Source organism: Cupriavidus sp. 22TCCZM04-2, assembly GCF_057798895.1.
In genome coordinates, this window is the sequence record NZ_JBYOJS010000017.1 from 1 (window position 1) to 15,810 (window position 15,810).

General features: G+C 67.0%; 16 protein-coding genes. 9 read left to right on the forward strand and 7 right to left on the reverse strand.

Annotated features, from left to right (window positions below; all coding sequences use genetic code 11):
- From AC3FKG_RS22265 to AC3FKG_RS22295, 7 genes are all read left to right on the forward strand, one after another.
- On the forward strand, positions 1–735 hold a 735-nt coding region (locus AC3FKG_RS22265), incomplete at its 5' end, for a maleate cis-trans isomerase family protein (protein ID WP_488742659.1).
- A 10-nt stretch (positions 736–745) separates the two neighbouring features.
- Positions 746–1,570, forward strand: coding sequence for an alpha/beta fold hydrolase (locus AC3FKG_RS22270; RefSeq protein ID WP_488744145.1), 825 nt, complete (start codon positions 746–748; stop codon positions 1,568–1,570).
- A 39-nt stretch (positions 1,571–1,609) separates the two neighbouring features.
- Positions 1,610–2,662 carry a 2,5-dihydroxypyridine 5,6-dioxygenase NicX family protein gene (locus tag AC3FKG_RS22275; RefSeq protein WP_488744146.1) on the forward strand — a complete coding sequence of 351 codons (1,053 nt, stop codon included), beginning with the start codon at positions 1,610–1,612 and terminating at the stop codon, positions 2,660–2,662.
- A gap of 6 nt (positions 2,663–2,668) precedes the next feature.
- Entirely contained in the window at positions 2,669–3,295 is a 627-nt protein-coding gene (locus AC3FKG_RS22280) for an N-carbamoylsarcosine amidohydrolase (RefSeq protein WP_488744147.1), read from the forward strand.
- Positions 3,296–3,433: 138 nt separating this feature from the next.
- Positions 3,434–5,815, forward strand: a complete 2,382-nt coding sequence (locus AC3FKG_RS22285; RefSeq protein ID WP_488744148.1) for a xanthine dehydrogenase family protein molybdopterin-binding subunit — start codon at positions 3,434–3,436, stop codon at positions 5,813–5,815.
- Positions 5,816–5,818: 3 nt separating this feature from the next.
- Complete coding sequence (locus AC3FKG_RS22290; protein WP_483711909.1) at positions 5,819–6,646, forward strand: FAD binding domain-containing protein; 828 nt, start codon at positions 5,819–5,821, stop codon at positions 6,644–6,646.
- Positions 6,647–6,654: 8 nt separating this feature from the next.
- Positions 6,655–7,824: a xanthine dehydrogenase family Fe-S subunit gene (locus AC3FKG_RS22295; RefSeq protein WP_483711908.1), complete on the forward strand. Its 1,170-nt coding sequence runs from the start codon at positions 6,655–6,657 to the stop codon at positions 7,822–7,824.
- Positions 7,825–7,840: 16 nt separating this feature from the next.
- Here AC3FKG_RS22295 and AC3FKG_RS22300 read toward each other — a convergent pair whose 3' ends face one another.
- The 7 genes from AC3FKG_RS22300 to AC3FKG_RS22330 form a co-directional block, all read right to left on the reverse strand.
- Entirely contained in the window at positions 7,841–8,638 is a 798-nt protein-coding gene (locus AC3FKG_RS22300; RefSeq protein ID WP_483711907.1) for an anti-sigma factor family protein, read from the reverse strand.
- The gene (locus AC3FKG_RS22305) at positions 8,635–9,171 is read right to left on the reverse strand and encodes an RNA polymerase sigma factor (RefSeq protein WP_488744149.1); all 537 of its coding nucleotides are present in this window, start codon (positions 9,169–9,171) and stop codon (positions 8,635–8,637) included. Before AC3FKG_RS22305 ends, AC3FKG_RS22300 begins: the two co-directional genes overlap by 4 nt.
- Before the next feature lie 40 nt (positions 9,172–9,211).
- Positions 9,212–10,693 carry a YncE family protein gene (locus AC3FKG_RS22310; RefSeq protein ID WP_483711906.1) on the reverse strand — a complete coding sequence of 494 codons (1,482 nt, stop codon included), beginning with the start codon at positions 10,691–10,693 and terminating at the stop codon, positions 9,212–9,214.
- 15 nt (positions 10,694–10,708) lie between these two features.
- Complete coding sequence (locus tag AC3FKG_RS22315) at positions 10,709–11,161, reverse strand: DUF305 domain-containing protein (protein WP_483711905.1); 453 nt, start codon at positions 11,159–11,161, stop codon at positions 10,709–10,711.
- A gap of 142 nt (positions 11,162–11,303) precedes the next feature.
- Positions 11,304–12,293, reverse strand: coding sequence for a Bug family tripartite tricarboxylate transporter substrate binding protein (locus AC3FKG_RS22320; protein ID WP_483711904.1), 990 nt, complete (start codon positions 12,291–12,293; stop codon positions 11,304–11,306).
- 56 nt (positions 12,294–12,349) lie between these two features.
- Complete coding sequence (locus AC3FKG_RS22325) at positions 12,350–13,336, reverse strand: tripartite tricarboxylate transporter substrate binding protein (protein WP_483711903.1); 987 nt, start codon at positions 13,334–13,336, stop codon at positions 12,350–12,352.
- Positions 13,337–13,374: 38 nt separating this feature from the next.
- Positions 13,375–14,130 (reverse strand): GntR family transcriptional regulator, encoded by a 756-nt coding sequence (locus AC3FKG_RS22330; protein WP_483711902.1) that lies wholly within the window; start codon positions 14,128–14,130, stop codon positions 13,375–13,377.
- Positions 14,131–14,230: 100 nt separating this feature from the next.
- Here AC3FKG_RS22330 and AC3FKG_RS22335 point away from each other — a divergent pair, with 100 nt between their 5' ends.
- Entirely contained in the window at positions 14,231–15,079 is an 849-nt protein-coding gene (locus AC3FKG_RS22335; protein ID WP_483711901.1) for an amidohydrolase family protein, read from the forward strand.
- A 173-nt stretch (positions 15,080–15,252) separates the two neighbouring features.
- Positions 15,253–15,687: a cobalt-zinc-cadmium resistance protein gene (locus tag AC3FKG_RS22340; RefSeq protein WP_483711900.1), complete on the forward strand. Its 435-nt coding sequence runs from the start codon at positions 15,253–15,255 to the stop codon at positions 15,685–15,687.
- The last annotated feature ends 123 nt before the right edge of the window (positions 15,688–15,810 follow it).

The window sequence follows — 15,810 nt, forward strand, 5'->3', positions numbered from 1 at the left end:
ATCGGCCAGATCGTGCCGAGCTCCAACACCACGATGGAAACCGAGATCCCCGCCATGCTGAGCGCACGGCAGCAGATCCGCCCCGAACGTTTCACCTTCCATTCGAGCCGCATGCGCATGAAGAAGGTGGTCAAGGAAGAACTGGCGGCGATGGATGCCGAGTCTGACCGCTGCGCCGTCGAGCTATCCGACGCGCGCGTGGATGTGCTCGGCTACGCCTGCCTGGTCGCGATCATGGCGATGGGCCATGGTTATCACCGCAAGTCGGAACAGCGCCTGAAAGCCCACACCGTTGAGAACGGTGGCGATGCGCCGGTAATCACGAGTGCCGGCGCGCTGGTCGATGCACTCAAGGTGATCGGCGCGAAGCGCATCGCCGTGGTTGCCCCGTACATGAAGCCGCTGACGGAATTGGTGGTGGATTACATCCGCAACGAAGGCTACGAAGTCGTCGACTACCGCGCGCTGGAGATTCCCGACAACCTCGAAGTGGGCCGCCACGATCCGGCGAAGCTTCCGGCCATCGTCGCGCAGATGAACATTGCCGACGTCGATGCCATCGTGCTGTCCGCCTGCGTGCAGATGCCGTCGCTGCCGGCGGTAGCGAAGGTCGAGGCGATGACCGGCAAGCCGGTGATCACGGCGGCTATCGCCACCACCTATGCGATGCTGCGCGCGCTGGACCTGGAGCCGGTCGTGCCGGGCGCGGGCGCGCTGCTGTCCGGCGCCTACTGAGGGCCGCGCCATGAGCACCTTCCTCTACGGCGGCAACGTCCAGGCCAACGGCATCCGCCAGCACTACCTGCGCTACGGCGGCAACGATGGCGAACGCGCGTCGCGCGACGCCGTGATCATCGTGCCGGGCATCACGAGCCCGGCCATCACGTGGGGCTTCGTCGGCGAGCAGTTCGGCCAGCGCTTCGATACCTATGTGCTGGATGTGCGCGGCCGTGGCTTGTCGGAAGCGAGCGACACGCTGGACTACAGCCTCGATGCGCAAGCTGCCGACGTGATCGCGTTCGCGCAGGCGCTCGGCCTGCAGCGCTATGCCATCGTCGGCCATTCGATGGGCGGGCGCATTGGCGTTCGTGCCGCGCGCCAGCGCCCCGCAGGCATGACGCGGCTGGTGATGGTGGATCCGCCGGTCTCCGGCCCCGGCCGCCGCGCTTATCCCGCGCAGCTGCCGTGGTACATCGATTCCATCCGCCTCGCGCGCGCTGGTGTCGACGCGGAAGGCATGCGCCGCTTCTGTCCGACATGGACGGACGAGCAACTGCGCTTGCGCGCCGAGTGGCTGCACACCTGCGACGAGCGCGCAATCCTAGCGAGCTTCAACGGCTTCCATGAAGACGACATCCACGCCGACCTGCCGCACGTGTCCGTGCCGACGCTGCTGATGCGCGCCGGCCGTGGCGACGTGGTGCGCGACGAAGACGAGCAGGAAATCCGCACGCTGCTGGCGGGCGTGCTGGTGAGCCACGTCGCCGATGCCGGCCACATGATCCCGTGGGACGACGAGGCCGGCTTCTGTCGCGCCTTCGGCGATTTCCTCGGTGCCGCGCTGCCGTAATGAAAGCCTGTCACCCACCACGTCTCGCAAGGAGCCGACATGCCCGTCAGTGACCACCAGATGATCGATGCCTGGACCCAGGTGCTCAAGCTGTCCAAGCTCGAACGAGGGCAGAGCGTGACCATCCTCACCAGTGCCGCCACGCATCCGCAGACCCTCTCGACTGCGCTGATCGCCACGCAGGCGATGGGTGCGATCGTCAACCGGCTCGACCTGCCGCCAGTCAATGGTGAGAAGGCGTTGAGCCGCGATGCGCTGGCCTATCTCGGCACAACACCGCTGACCGGCAACCGCGCCGCCATCGCCGCGCTGAAGGCGAGCGATCTCGTGCTCGACCTGATGACGCTGCTGTTCTCGCCCGAGCAGCATGACATCCTGAGCGGTGGCACGAAGATCCTGCTGGCCGTGGAGCCGCCCGAAGTGCTGGCGCGCATGGTCCCGACCGAAGCCGACCGCGAACGCGTGAAGGCGGCTACCGAGCGGCTGGGCCGCGCAAAGGAAATGCACGTGGTTTCGGCTGCCGGCACCAACCTGCGTTGCCCGCTGGGCGAGTTTCCCGCCATCAGCGAGTATGGCTTCGTCGACGAGCCCGGGCGCTGGGACCACTGGCCCAGCGGCTTCGTGCTGACGTGGCCTGACGAGGGCGGGGCGAGCGGCACCATCGTGCTCGATCGCGGCGATATCCTGCTGCCGCAGAAGACCTACGTCACCGAGCCGGTCACCCTGACCGTGGAGAACGGCTTTGCCACGCGCATCGAAGGCGGCCTGCACGCGGAGCTGCTGAGCGAATACATGGCCTCGTTTCGCGACCCGGAAGCCTATGCGATTTCGCACATCGGCTGGGGCCTGCAACCGCGCGCGCACTGGTCGACGCTGGGCCTGTACGACCGAGAAGCGACCATCGGCATGGATGCGCGCGCGTTCGAGGGCAACTTCCTGTTCTCGCTCGGCCCGAACAATGAGGCCGGCGGGCAGCGCACCACGACCTGCCATATCGACATCCCGCTGCGCCGCTGCACCGTGCGCCTCGACGGCACAGATGTGGTGACCGAGGGCAAGGTCATGGACGGCTTCCAGTACCCCAAGGAGTAGCACCCCATGCACAAGGAAATCGGCGCCTACCAGCGCCAGGGCTTCGGCAACCAGCTTGAACTGGCACCGCCGTTCGGCCTGCTGATTGTCGACTTCGTCAACGGTTTTGCCGATCCGGCGGTGTTCGGCGGCGGCAATATCCGCGATGCCATTGCCGCCACGGTGCCACTGCTCGCGGCGGCGCGACGCGAAGGCTGGGCCATTGCGCATAGCCGCATTGTCTATGCCGACGACGGCGGGGACCACAATGTCTTCTCGATGAAGGTGCCGAGCATGCTGACGCTGAAGGAGCATGAGCGGAACAGCGCCATCGTTGACGAGTTGATGCCAGCGCCGGGCGAACTGGTGGTGCGCAAGACCGTGCCGTCGGCCTTCTTCGGCACCTCGCTGGCCGCATGGCTCACGCAGCGCGCGGTGAAAACACTGGTCGTGGCAGGCGCCGTGACCAGCGGTTGCGTGCGCGCCAGCGTCGTGGATGCCATGCAGTACGGGTTCCGCCCGCTGGTGCTGTCAGATTGCGTTGGCGACCGCGCGCTCGGTCCGCACGAGGCCAACCTGTTTGACATGGAGCAGAAGTACGCCACCGTCATGCCCCGGGCGGCCGCGCTGGCCGCGATCGGCGTGCAGGAATGAGCCCAGGCATGGCGTTTGCGCCACTTGCCATGCGGTGAAGCCGCAATTGACAGGCCGGGGCGCGGTTCTTTAGCATTTTTGCTCAGCATGCTGAGCAAATCGGGACCCGCGGCGGCACATTCTGAAGACAGGATATCGATGGAACCGAATCATTCGTTGGAAGGGCAGGGCCAGGGGGTGGGCGCCCGCGTGGCGCGCAAGGAAGATGCCCGGCACCTGCATGGCAAAGGCAGGTTCGTGGCGGACATCGACATGCCGGACCTGCAGGAGGTGGCATTCCTGCGCAGCCCCGTTGCGCACGCCCGGCTGCTGTCGGTCACCAAGCCGCAGTCGCTGGCCGCATCGGTGATCGTGCGCGAGGACATGCAGAGCGCGAAGGACATCGTCGCCGACTCGGCCTTTCCTTCATACAAGCCTTCCGCGCAGCCACCACTGGCGAGCGGCAAGGTACGCTTTGTCGGCGAGCCGGTGGCCATGGCCTTCGCGCCGACCCGCGCCGACGCCGAGGACATCGCCGAACAGGTCGCGCTTGAACTGGACGAGCTGACGGCGCTGACCGATGTCGCGCAAGCACGGCAGCTTGCAGGAGCAGTCCGTGTGCATGAGCACTGGGCCGACAACACTTTCCTGACGCTGACGGCCGACATGAACTTCGAAGCACGGCAGCGCGAGGCGACGGTCGTTGTGAGCCGCAAGATCGACCTGGCCCGCCAGTGCATGGTGCCGATGGAAGGCAAGGCCGTGCTGGCCTACTGGGACCACCAGTTCGATCAGCTGGTCGTTTACAGCGCCACGCAGGTGCCGCATATGATCCGCACCATCCTGAGCCACTGCCTGGGGCTGGAGCAGGAACGCGTGCGCGTGATCTCGCCCGATGTGGGCGGGGCATTCGGCTACAAGTGCGTGCTGCAGCAGGAGGAGCTGTGCATCGCGTGGCTGGCCATGACGTACAAGCGTCCGTTCCGCTTTATCGAGGACCGGCGCGAGCACCTGACCGCCGGCGCCAATTCGCGCGAACACCACTACGAGCTGACCGCTTACGCCGATGCGCGTGGCAGGCTGCTGGCGCTGGACGCAAGGATCGCCATCGACGGCGGCGCCTATTCGGTGTGGCCGTTCACCATCGGCCTTGAACCGGGGCAGGCAATAGGCAACCTGCCGGGGCCGTATGCGTTCGATGGCTATCGCTGCGAGACGGTCTGCGTGGCGACCAACAAGCCCGGCTTCGTGCCGTACCGCGGCGTGGCCCGCACGGGTGTGTGCTTCGCAATGGAACTGCTGATGGACGCCATCGCACGCGAGGTCGGCCGCGAGCCGTGGGAAGTCCGCAGCGAAAACCTGGTGCCGCCGCAAGCCATGCCCTACGTCAACGTGACCAACAAGCACTTCGACGGCGGTGATTATCCGGCCAGCGTGCGCAAGGCGATGGAGATGATCAACGTGCCGGCGATCCGTGCGCGCCAGAAGGCTGGTCCCGAGGGAAGCCGCTACGTGGGCGTGGGTTTCGGCACCTACACCGAGCAATCGGCCCATGGCACGTCGGTGTTCGCGGCGTGGGGCACGCCGGTGATTCCTGGCTTCGACTCCGCCACCGTGCGCATCACGCCGGACGGCGGACTGGAGGTGCGCGTCGGCGTGCATTCCCACGGGCAAGGCATGGAAACCACGTTTGCGCAGATCGCAAACGAGATCCTCGGCATCGATGTTGCGCGAATCAAGGTCGTTCATGGCGACACGGGCCTGACGCCGTTCTCGACCGGCACGTATGCATCGCGTTCGCTGGTGATGTCGGGCGGCGCAGTTTCACGCGCGTGCAAGGCGCTTTTGCCGCGCTTGCTGAAAATCGGCGCGCACATGCTGGGCCAGCCGGAGCAATCCGCGCGCTTCGACGCGGGCTTCGTGCGCGCTGGCGAGGGCAGCATCGCCGTTGACCGCATTGCCGATGCCTGGTACATCAACCCCCACCTGTTGCCTGCCGACGTCGATGCGCAGGGGCTGGAAACCACCATGGGCTTCAAGCCGGCGGTCGACACGGGCAGCTTCACCTACGCCACGCATGCGGTCGCTGTGGAGGTCGATATCGATTCCGGGCATGTCGAGATCCTCGACTACGTCGTGGTCGAGGACTGCGGCACCATGATCAATCCGATGGTGGTGGAAGGGCAGACCTACGGCGGCGTGGCGCAGGGCATCGGCACTGCCATGTTCGAAGAGATGCGCTATGACGGCAATGGCCAGCCGCTCGCTTCGACGCTGGCGGACTACATGCTGCCGGGGCCGACCGAGATCCCGTCGATCCGCATCCATCATTTCGAGACGCCGTCGCCGCACACGGAGTTCGGCGCGAAGGGCATGGGCGAGGGCGGTGCCATCGCTCCGCCGGCCGCCATCTTCAACGCGGTCAACGATGCGTTGCGCGACTTCGGCGTCGAACTCAGGGAAACCCCGCTGACCCCAAGAAAGGTGCTGGAGGCGCTGGACGCCGCCGCGGCGCAATCCGAAAGCAGGAAGGCTGCCTGAACCATGAAAGCCGTTGCCTTTACCTATCAAGCGCCGGGCTCGCTGGCCGATGCGCTCACCCGCCTCGGCGCGGGCACCGATGTCGCCAAGACCATGGGCGGAGGCCAGTCGCTCGGCCCGATGCTGAACCTGCGCCTGACGCGCCCGGATGCGGTCGTCGATGTCTCGCGGCTGCCGGAACTGCGCGAGGTCACCGTCACGTCGGACTACGTTCGCATTGGCGCCTGCGTGACCCATGCGCAGATCGAGGACGGCGTGTTCGAACCGCTGCGCGGCACCATGCTGCAGGCGGTGGCGGGCGGCATCGCCTACCGCGCGATCCGCAACCGCGGCACCGTGGGCGGCAGCCTGGCCCATGCCGACCCTGCGGCGGACTGGGTGGTCACCATGACGACGTTGGGCGCGCAGATCGAGATCGCCTCGGCCGCGGGGACCCGCGTCGTGCCGATGGATGCCTTCATGCTTGGCGCCTACACCACGGTGCTGGAGGAAGGCGAGCTGATCGCCGCGGTGCGCGTGCCGCCGGCCAGCGACGATACGCGCTGGGGCTACCAGAAGCTGTGCCGCAAGACCGGCGAGTTCGCCGAGGCGAGCTGCGCGGCTTACTTCGACGCCAGCCGCCGTTTCGCGCGCATCGTGCTGGGCGCGCTCGACGGGCCGCCGGTGGTGCTGCGCGAGCTGACCCGAGCGGTCGCGGCGCAGGGTGCCGCGGCACTGACCGCGCAGGCCGTGGATGCGGCCATCGCCCGCGCCGCGCCGGACAAGGACGCGATCGACCGCAAGCTGTGCCGTACCGTCGTGACGCGCTGCGTCACGCAAATGCTGAACTGAGGAGCCCTGTGCAAACCATCGCATTCACCGTCAATGGCCGGCAGGTATCCGGCGCATGCGCGGACCGTACTCACCTGGGCGACTTCCTGCGCGATACCCATCGCCTCACCGGCACCCACCTTGGCTGCGAGCACGGCGTTTGCGGCGCGTGCACGGTGCTGGTCGATGACAGGCCTGTGCGTTCGTGCATCACCTTCGCGGCCGGTTGCCAGGGCGCGGACATCGTCACGGTCGAGGGCTACGAGGACGACGCCGTGATGGCCGATCTGCGTGTCGCCTTCAATCGCCATCACGCGCTGCAGTGCGGCTTCTGCACGCCGGGCATGCTTGCCACGGCGCGCGATATCGTGCTGCGCCTGCCGGATGCCGATGAGGCGACCATCCGCCATGAACTCTCGGGCAACCTGTGCCGCTGTACTGGCTATATGGGCATCGTTGCCGCGATCCGTTCGGTGCTGGTTGCGCGCCGGTCGGCAAACGCAGGTGCGGTACGCGCGCCTGCCCCGGCCATCGCCAAGGCGTTCACTGGCTTTGCCGTTTCGGACGAGGCGCTTGGCGCCGAGTCCGCGCAGGCTGGCCCCGCGGCCAATGAGGCGGGACGCGCGGCTGATCGCAAAGGGTGGTCGCGTATCGAAGGCGCCTTTACTGTGCCCTATGCAGTCGATGCGGTCTGGGCGTTCATGGCGGACCTGCCCGCAGTGGCAGGCTGCCTGCCGGGTGCCGTGCTGACCGAAGTGGAGGGCGAGAAGGTCAAGGGACACATCGCCATCAAGTTCGGCCCGATGTCCGCGCGCTTCGAAGGCGCGGCACGCCTGCAGCGCGACGACAGCCAGAAGCGCGGCGTGCTCAAGGGGGCGGGGCAGGATTCGCTGAGCAACTCCAAGGCCGCCGGCGATATCGCGTACCAGCTCACCGCTCGCTCGGCCGGCGAAACGGACGTGGCGGTGGACTTGCAGTACTCGCTGCAAGGGCCGTTGGCGCAGTTCTCGCGATCGGGGCTGGTACGCGATTTCGTCCGGCGCATGATTGCCGACTTCGGCAAGTCGGTGGCGCGCAGGATGGACCCCACGCTCAGCGAAGCGGAGCGCATGAAAGTCGTGCAGCTCAATCCGGTGGCGCTGTTCTTTAGCGTGCTCTGGGAACGCGTGAAGGGACTCGTCGGCAAGCGCGAGCGCTAAGCGCGCCAGCCCGTCGCTATGCCGGCGCGGGCCGGCCTACGCGCTGGTCGATCTGCCGCCGCATTTCATCGGCAAGCGGATGCAGGTCATTGGTCGAATCCGCGGCAACCAGGCTGTAGCCGAGTCCCTGGTCCGCCCAGGAATACCCCGCCACGCCGGCCTGGCGATGCGCTTTCATCGGCGTGTTCCGTTCCACTTTCATTGGCCGCACCAGCATCGCCACGCGCATGCCGTGTCCGTCGTCATACATGAAGAGCCCGGCCGGCCCGTGCTCGGTTGCTACAAGGCGTCCGCCCATGTAGCGGTAGCCGGAGCGCGTCAGGTCCGGCACGGCAACGGGGCGCTGCAGCCGTGCCGACACCCACCTGACGAGATCGGCGTTGTCGTGCGCGCTGATTTCCACGGGCCGGTTCGGGTCGGAGGCGAAGACCTGGTAGCTCGCCGTGGCCTCGCGCGCCAGCGCGGCAATGCCTCCCGTCGCCGGCTCGGTGGCGCCGCGCCCCATCCAGCCGGCCATGCCCCCCACGCACAGCGCGATAAAGACCGACGCGGCCAGGCGCCACGGCGCGGTGCTGCGTGGGCGGCGTGCGGCGACCATGTGGCGCAGGTTCAGCTCGGGCGGAATCGGCTCGTCAGCCACGGGCGCGAAGGCAGCGCGCAACTGCTGGCGCTGCGCGATATAGCCCTCGACGCGATGCGCGACTTCCGGGTGATCGCGCAGGTAGGCTTCGATCTCCTTGCGGCGCGCCTCGTCCAGCGCGTTGTCCACGTAGGCCTGCAGGTCTTCTTCCTGCACGGGCCGGTTCTCGTTCATTTGACCCTCCGCAATGCCGTCTTCTGTGCCGATCCCGATGCTGCCGCGGCACTGCCATCCATGACCTTCAGCAACCGCTCCCGCGCGCGCGACAGGCGCGACATCACGGTGCCGATGGGAATGTCGAGCACCCGTGCGGCGTCCGCGTACGACATGTCTTCGACCGACACCAGCAGCAGCACGCTGCGCTGGTCCGCCGGCAAGGTATCGAGCGCGCTCATCAGGTCGCGGTAGTGCAGGCCGTCTTCCTGCGTGGCGCGCGCGCTCAGCGACTCCGCCACGTCTTCGATGGCGATATGCAGGTTGCGCGAGCCCGCTTGGCGGCGCAGCGCCGTCATCGCCTGGTTATGCAGGATGGCGAACACCCAGCTGCGGGTATCGCCCTTACCGCGACGGCTGTCCCAGTGCGTGATGATCTTCTCCAGGCAGTCCTGGACGAGATCGTCGGCGGCAGCCGGTTCGCGCATCAGCGCGCGCGCGTAGCGCCGCAACGCCGGAATCATCGGCTCGACGTGCTGCAGCAGGTCTTTCACGGCCAGTCCTCTCCGGTAAGCGCGGACAACGTGGCCACGCCTACATCGCCTGCACTTGCACGGGTGCCGCAGGCTTGCCATTGACGGCCGGCGCGATCACAAGATAGCGCCGCGCGTCGCTGCCGGCAATGCCCTGTACGAACTGACGGATCGGTCCGATCGCGTTGACGATGGCCCCGCCGGCGGGATTCGCCGTGAAGTTCGCCAACGGTTCCAGCGGCCCGGTGCCATCGGCCTGGCCAGCCAGTGCGAGCACATACGCCTGCTTTGGTTGCAACCCCGTTGCGGAGGCTTGCAGCACCTGCAGCAGGCCCTGGTCGAACAGTGTCACGGTGGTTGGGGCGCTGTCGCCGGCGACCGGCTTGCCATTGGCTAGCGCGACCATCTTCAGCTGCGTGGTCTGTCCCGCCGCGCCAAGCGGCTGCAGCCCTTGGGTGCCTGCGCCCTCCGGCACGGCACGGGGAACGTAGGCGATGGCCTGTGGGGCCTGGCCAACGGGCACGTTGGCCACGACCTGATTGGTGGCCGTATCGATGGCCGCGAGGCTGTCCGCGTTCTCCAGGCCCACGTAGATGCGGGTGCCGTCGCCGGACGGCCACAGGCCATGCGGCAAGGCGCCCACGGGGATGGTCGCGACCGGGCTGAAGTCGTCCGTGCGGAACACCTTGACCTGGTTCAGCCCGCCGATGGTGACGTAGGCGAACGTGCCTGCCGCGGTGTGCGCGAAGTTCACGTGGTTGGTGATCGCGCCGGTCTCAAGGGTCTTGAGCAGGCCGAAGGGCGGGCGGGCGTCGAACACCTGGGTCTTGCCGATATCCTTGAGCGTGAACCAGACCTGCTTGCCATCCGGCGTGGCGGCGATGTTCGGGCAGAACGGGCTGTCCTGCTTCACGCGCGCGACGACCTTGTGATCGGCCACGGTGACTACCGCGACTTCCGGGTTGAACGACGAGCAGATGTAGCCGTACTTGCCGTCCGGCGAGAAGATCTGCATGCCAGGGCCCGCCGCGACGGTGATGCGGGTCTTCTCCGCGAAAGTTTCGGCGTCGATGACCGAAATGTAGTTCTCGCCGCGCACCGTCACCCACACTTCTTTTCCGTTGGGGGTATAGAAGGCCTCATGCGGCGAACGTCCCACGTAGGTCACGTGCTTGACGGCATTGGTCGCCGTGTCGATGAACGACACCGAGTTGGAGCCGATCGACACCACCGCCAGCGTGCGCCCGTCTGGCGAGAAGCCCAGGCCATGCACGAGCAACTGGCCGCGGTAGAGCGGGCTGAGGTTGCCCGGTGTCGGATCGCCCAGGCGAATCACGCCGAGCAGCTTGTTGTCGGCCGGGTCGGTGACCGACACGGTGTTGGAGAACTGCTCCGCCGCGTAGATGCGGTCGCGATGGCTGACGGGCACGTCGGGCGCACTCAGCGGGCCGGGGGCCTGGCCGGCCAGTGTGACGCCTGGCAGGCCGAGCAGCAGCGTGAGGGAAAGGGCGGCTTTGACGATCTTGGCGGAGTTCCGTTTCATGGCTTGGTCTTCTTGTCAGTGGGCGTGCGTGGCGTGGCTGTGCCCGGCCGCTTGAGGCGGCGCGTCGGTGCTGGCGGGCTGGGTCGGTGCGGGGGCGGAGGGTGGCAGCGGCTGGCCGAGCGCGAGCCGCATCGCGGCGATCTCCTGCAACTGCTCGACGACGATTTCCTGCGCAATGCGGCGCAGCTGTTCATTGCGCCCGTAGCGCAGCTCGGCCATGGCCATGTCGATGGCGCCCTGGTGATGCGGGATCATCATCGCGGCAAAATCCTGGTCGATATTGCCGCTGGGCGGCACGGCCATGCCGTCCATCATCCGCGTCATGGCGGCCTCGTTTTCGGCGGCGAACTTCTGCTGGTCGGTGGTGGACTGGGCATTGGCGGCGGCAGGAAGCAGAAAGGCTGCCGTCAATGCCAGGATGGCCCAGGCAGGGGCGGGGGATCGCGGTAAGCGGGGCGGGAGTGCCATGGTTCCTCGTGGTTCAGGCGGTCCGGGAAGGGACTCATGCCTGAGTAGACGCAGGAGGGGGCGGGTTTATTCCGCCGCGAACCGGATTTTTTTCAGGGGGGGATTGGCGGAGCATCGCCGCATGCGATGTCCCCGCCCCGGTTCAATCCGGCTTAATCTGCGCCCGCGCAATAATCGGCTTCCACCGCTGCTGTTCCTGCGCGATGAAATGCGCGAATTCCTGCGGCGTGCTGCCCACCACCAGCGCGGCATCGGCGCTAAGACGCTGCATTGACGCCGGGCTCTTCACCGCCTTGGCCGCGGCGTCGGCGAGCTTGTCCGTGGCCGGCTGCGGCAGGCTTGCCGGGGCCAGAAGACCGTACCACTGCGTCATCTCGAAGCCTGGATAACCCTGCTCCGCGACGGTTCCGACATCAGGCAGCTGTGGAATGCGCTGCGTCGTGCCCGTGGCGATGCAGCGCAGCTTGCCCGCCTTGATGAACGGCAGGATGGCTGGCGCGCCCACCGCTGCCGCGTCAAGCCTGCCGGACAGCAGGTCGGTAATCTGCGGACCACTGCCGCGGTAGGGCACATGGGTAATGAAGGTGCCGCTGGCAGCCTTCAGGTACTCGAAGGCAAGATGCCCCGCGCTGCCATTGCCGGCCGAACCATAGTTGAGCTTGCCAGGCTTGCTCTTGGCCAGTGCAATGAACTCCTTCAGGTTCTTCGCCGGTACGTCTGGATGGATCACGTACAGGCTCGGCACCTTGGACAGCAGCGACACCGGACGGAAATCCTTGTTCGGGTCGTAGGGCAGCTTGGCGAAGATATAGGGATTTACCGCGAGAGTGCCGATATGGCCGAGGATCAGCGTGTGCTGATCGTCGGCGCGCGCCACTTCTCCCATGGCGACGTTGCCCGCGCCGCCGGGCTTGTTCTCCACGAACACCGACACGCCGAGCAGGCGGGTCAGTTCAGCGGCGGTCGAGCGGGCCACGATCTCCGAGCTGCCGCCCGGCGCGAACGGCACCACCAGGCGGATGGGCTTGGCGGGCCACGCCTGCGCCCGGACAAGCGAAGGCGCAAGGGCGCCGGCGCCCAGCGCGGCGGCAAGCTTCAGTACGTCGCGGCGGACAGGGTCAAACTGGGTCATACATTTCTCCGGGAATTCCTGATGACAGGGCGTGCAGCGGGTGAGCGGCGCTCACCTCATTCGGGCTTGACGTTGCCGTCCTTGATGACCTTGGCCCACAGGCGGGTCTGGTTGTCGATATAGCGGGCAGCTTCCGCGGGCGGCGCCGCCACGACCTCGCCGCCCAGCTCCGCGATGCGCTTGCGCACGTCAGGGCTGTTCATGACTTTCTGCAGCGCCTCGGACAGCTTGCCGGTAATGGGCTGGGGCGTACCGGCCGGGACGAACGCGGCATTCCACTCATAGACTTCGTAGCCGGCCACGCCGGCTTCCTCCATGGTCGGCACCGACGGCAGCGCCGCCGTGCGCGTGTGGCTGGTCACCGCAAGCGGCCTGAGCTTGCCAGCCTTGATGTGCTGCAGGCTCGATGCCACGTTGGCGAAGAACAGCGGCACCTGGCCGGCGATGACATCCGTCATGGCCGGGCCACCACCCTTGTAAGGGACGTGCAGCAGGTCCACGCCGGCGCGCTGCTCGAACAGCACGCCGGACAGGTGCTGGGCCGAGCCGTTGCCCGACGAGGCGAAGGCCACCGTGCCAGGCTTCTGTTTGGCCATGGCCAGGACATCCTTGACCGAGTACGCGGGGAATCCCGGCGTGGCAACCAGCACATTGGGATAGCGCGCCAGCACGCCAATCGCCGTGAAGGCCTTGGCGGGGTCATAGGGCAGGCGCGGATACAGGCTCGGGTTCACCGCGTAGGAAGACGCATCGACCATCAGCGTGTAGCCGTCGGGCGCGGCCTTGGCGACGTAGGACGCGCCGATCTGCCCGCCGGCGCCGGGCCGGTTTTCCACGATGACGGACTGGCCCAGTTCACGCCCGAGCCCGGGCGCGATCAGTCGTGCCATCAGGTCGGCGCCGCCGCCGGGCGGATAGGTCACGACTATGGTGATGGGCCGGGTCGGCCACTGCGCGGCCGATTCGGTGGCTTGCGCGAGGGCAGGACTCAGCAGCAGTCCGGCCGCCACGGCGGCTGCAATGCGTGTTGTCGAAGGCTTCAAACTGGTCTCCACATCAATGGAAGTGCTTTCTTCATGGGTCACCGGATGTCCGCCTGGTAGCGGAAGGCGTGGGCATCGCCCCTTGTCAGCCGGTACTCGGCACAGTTGCCCTGCAAGTCATAGGCGCGTCGCGTCACCAGCGCGCACGGATGGCCATGCGGCAAGTCCAGCAGGTCAGCCTCTCCGGTATCCAGCGTGCAGAAGGTCACCTCGTCGACGGCGCGATGGATGGTGACGCCGCATTGCGAGCCCAGCAGCGGATAGAGCAGGTCGCCCCATTCGGCTTTGGGCAGGCGCTGCAATGGCTCGCACCGCGGCAGCGGCAGCCATATCGATTCCAGCAGGCGCGGCTTGTCATCGAGCCAGCGCCGCCGCGAGATCGCCAGGCCGCGCGCGCCGGCATCGAGCCCGAACAGGGCGGCCATGCTCTTGTCCAGCCGCGCCGCGCGGCACGACAGGATTTCGGACCGGGGAATCGCCACGCCCGGCGCCCCCGTGTCTGCGCGGAAGCGGAAGAAGCGCATCATGCTTGCGCCAGTGAGCCCGTTGCGCACGAAGGTGCCTTTGCCCTGTACGCGTTCCAGCAGCCCTTCCTGCACCAGGACGGCAATGGCTTGCCGGATGGTGCCCAGCGCCGTGCCGAATTCGGCGGCAAGCGTGCTTTCCGCCGGAATCGCCGCGCCGGGCTGCCAGTCGCCGTCGACGATCTTGCGCTGCAGCTGCGCCGCAATCCGGCCATAGCGGCTGACCCCCGGGGCGGTCGCGGCACTGTGCAGCGAGTCGTTGTCTTGCATCTGGCGTCCGTGTTAGATTGATGTCCTCTAGAGGACTAGATTAGCCGTGGGTCGCCTGTTGCCATATAAGGGCTTACCCGCAGGCAAGGAATGGGTGACGATGATGCGTAATGCGATGCCGCTGGTGGATTGCCACTTTCACCTGTTCGATGCCGGGGCCGGCACGCCGTCCGCGCGCTATCGGCCCGCTTATGCCGCGCGCATCGAAGACTGGCAGCAACTGCTCGCCCCGATGGGAGATGCCTATGGCGTGGTCGTGCAGACCAGTTTCCTTGGCACGGACAACTCCGTACTGCTCGCGGCACTGCGCGCGCGCTTGGATCGGCTGCGCGGCGTGGCCGTGGTGGACCCGTCGGTCTCGGACGAAGCGCTGGCTGACATGCGCGCGGCAGGCGTACGTGGCATCCGGCTCAATCTTTTCGATGACCCGGACTGGGCACGCATCGGCACGGCGCCGTGGCGCGCGCTGTTCGCGCGGGTGGCGGCACTGGGCTGGCATGTGGAGTTGCATACCGCGAACGGGCAGGGCGGCGCGATGCTGGCCGAACTCGACGCCGCGCTCGGGGATTGCCGCGCACCGGTGGTGCTGGATCACTTCGGCAGGCCCGGTGAAGACGGTCTCCGCGACGGCGTTTTCGCTGTGACGACACAGGTGCTGGCGCGCCGGCAGGTATGGGTGAAGCTGAGCGCTCCGTACCGGCTGCCGCCTGGAACGGACTGGCGTTCGCTGGCGAAGGCATGGGGCGGGACGGTGGGGCATGACCGGCTGTTGCTGGGCAGTGACTGGCCGTGGACCAACCATGAATCCGCTGCGCGCGCGGAGGAATGCGCGGCGTTGTTCGACTGGCCGTCGGAGCCCGGTGCCGGCGGCGAGGCATCCAATGACTGCGGTGCCGCTGAAACGCTACGCTGGCGGAATGCAGCGGCGCTCTACGGTTTCGACCTTTAAGGCCTCCGTGTCTTCCATACGCTTTCGCCCCGGGGCCCTCGTCACCTGTTCCAAGGGAACGAACCGGCCCATTCCCGGTCCATCGTAATCGTTCAGTTACAATGTTGTACCGCAGCACGGCTGGCGCTTCCTCCGTGAAGTGCCGTATCAAGCCCTGCTGAACGCCCCCGACCATGCGATTTCTGTTCCTGCTGCTGACTGCCATGTGCCTGTCGCTGCTCTCTTTTGGAGCGGCGGCGCATGCGCACGCGGATTTGCAGGGGAATGTCGCGTCGGTAGCCGTCCAGGCTGCCGCCGTGCCCGACAAGGTCACCGAAGTCGCGGCCTTGCCATCCGTCGACGAGATGGGTCGGGTGATCGCCCCCGGCGATGACGGCCTGCACGACGAAGACGCCATCGACGACCCGCCACCGGGCTACTGCAATATCTGGTCGGCCGATCTGCTCGACCCGCTTGATCTGCTGGACGAGATCGAAGAGTCCAGCGCCTTGTTTGACCTGCCCACCGCGAAGCTTGTGCTGCCCGCGGAAGATTTCTGGCAGGCACCCTCCGGGCGCACCGCGCCGCCCGCCACGGCTTTCTTCAAGCCGCCGATTTCCCTCGCCTGATCCTGTTCGCCTTCGGCGCGCGGCATTGCCGCGTCCGGGGTGCGCCCCATTGCCTGGCCAGAACTCCCGGCGCGCCTTCGCGCTAGCCGGCTGAATCCGTTGCGGTCATCCGCCTTTTTCGCA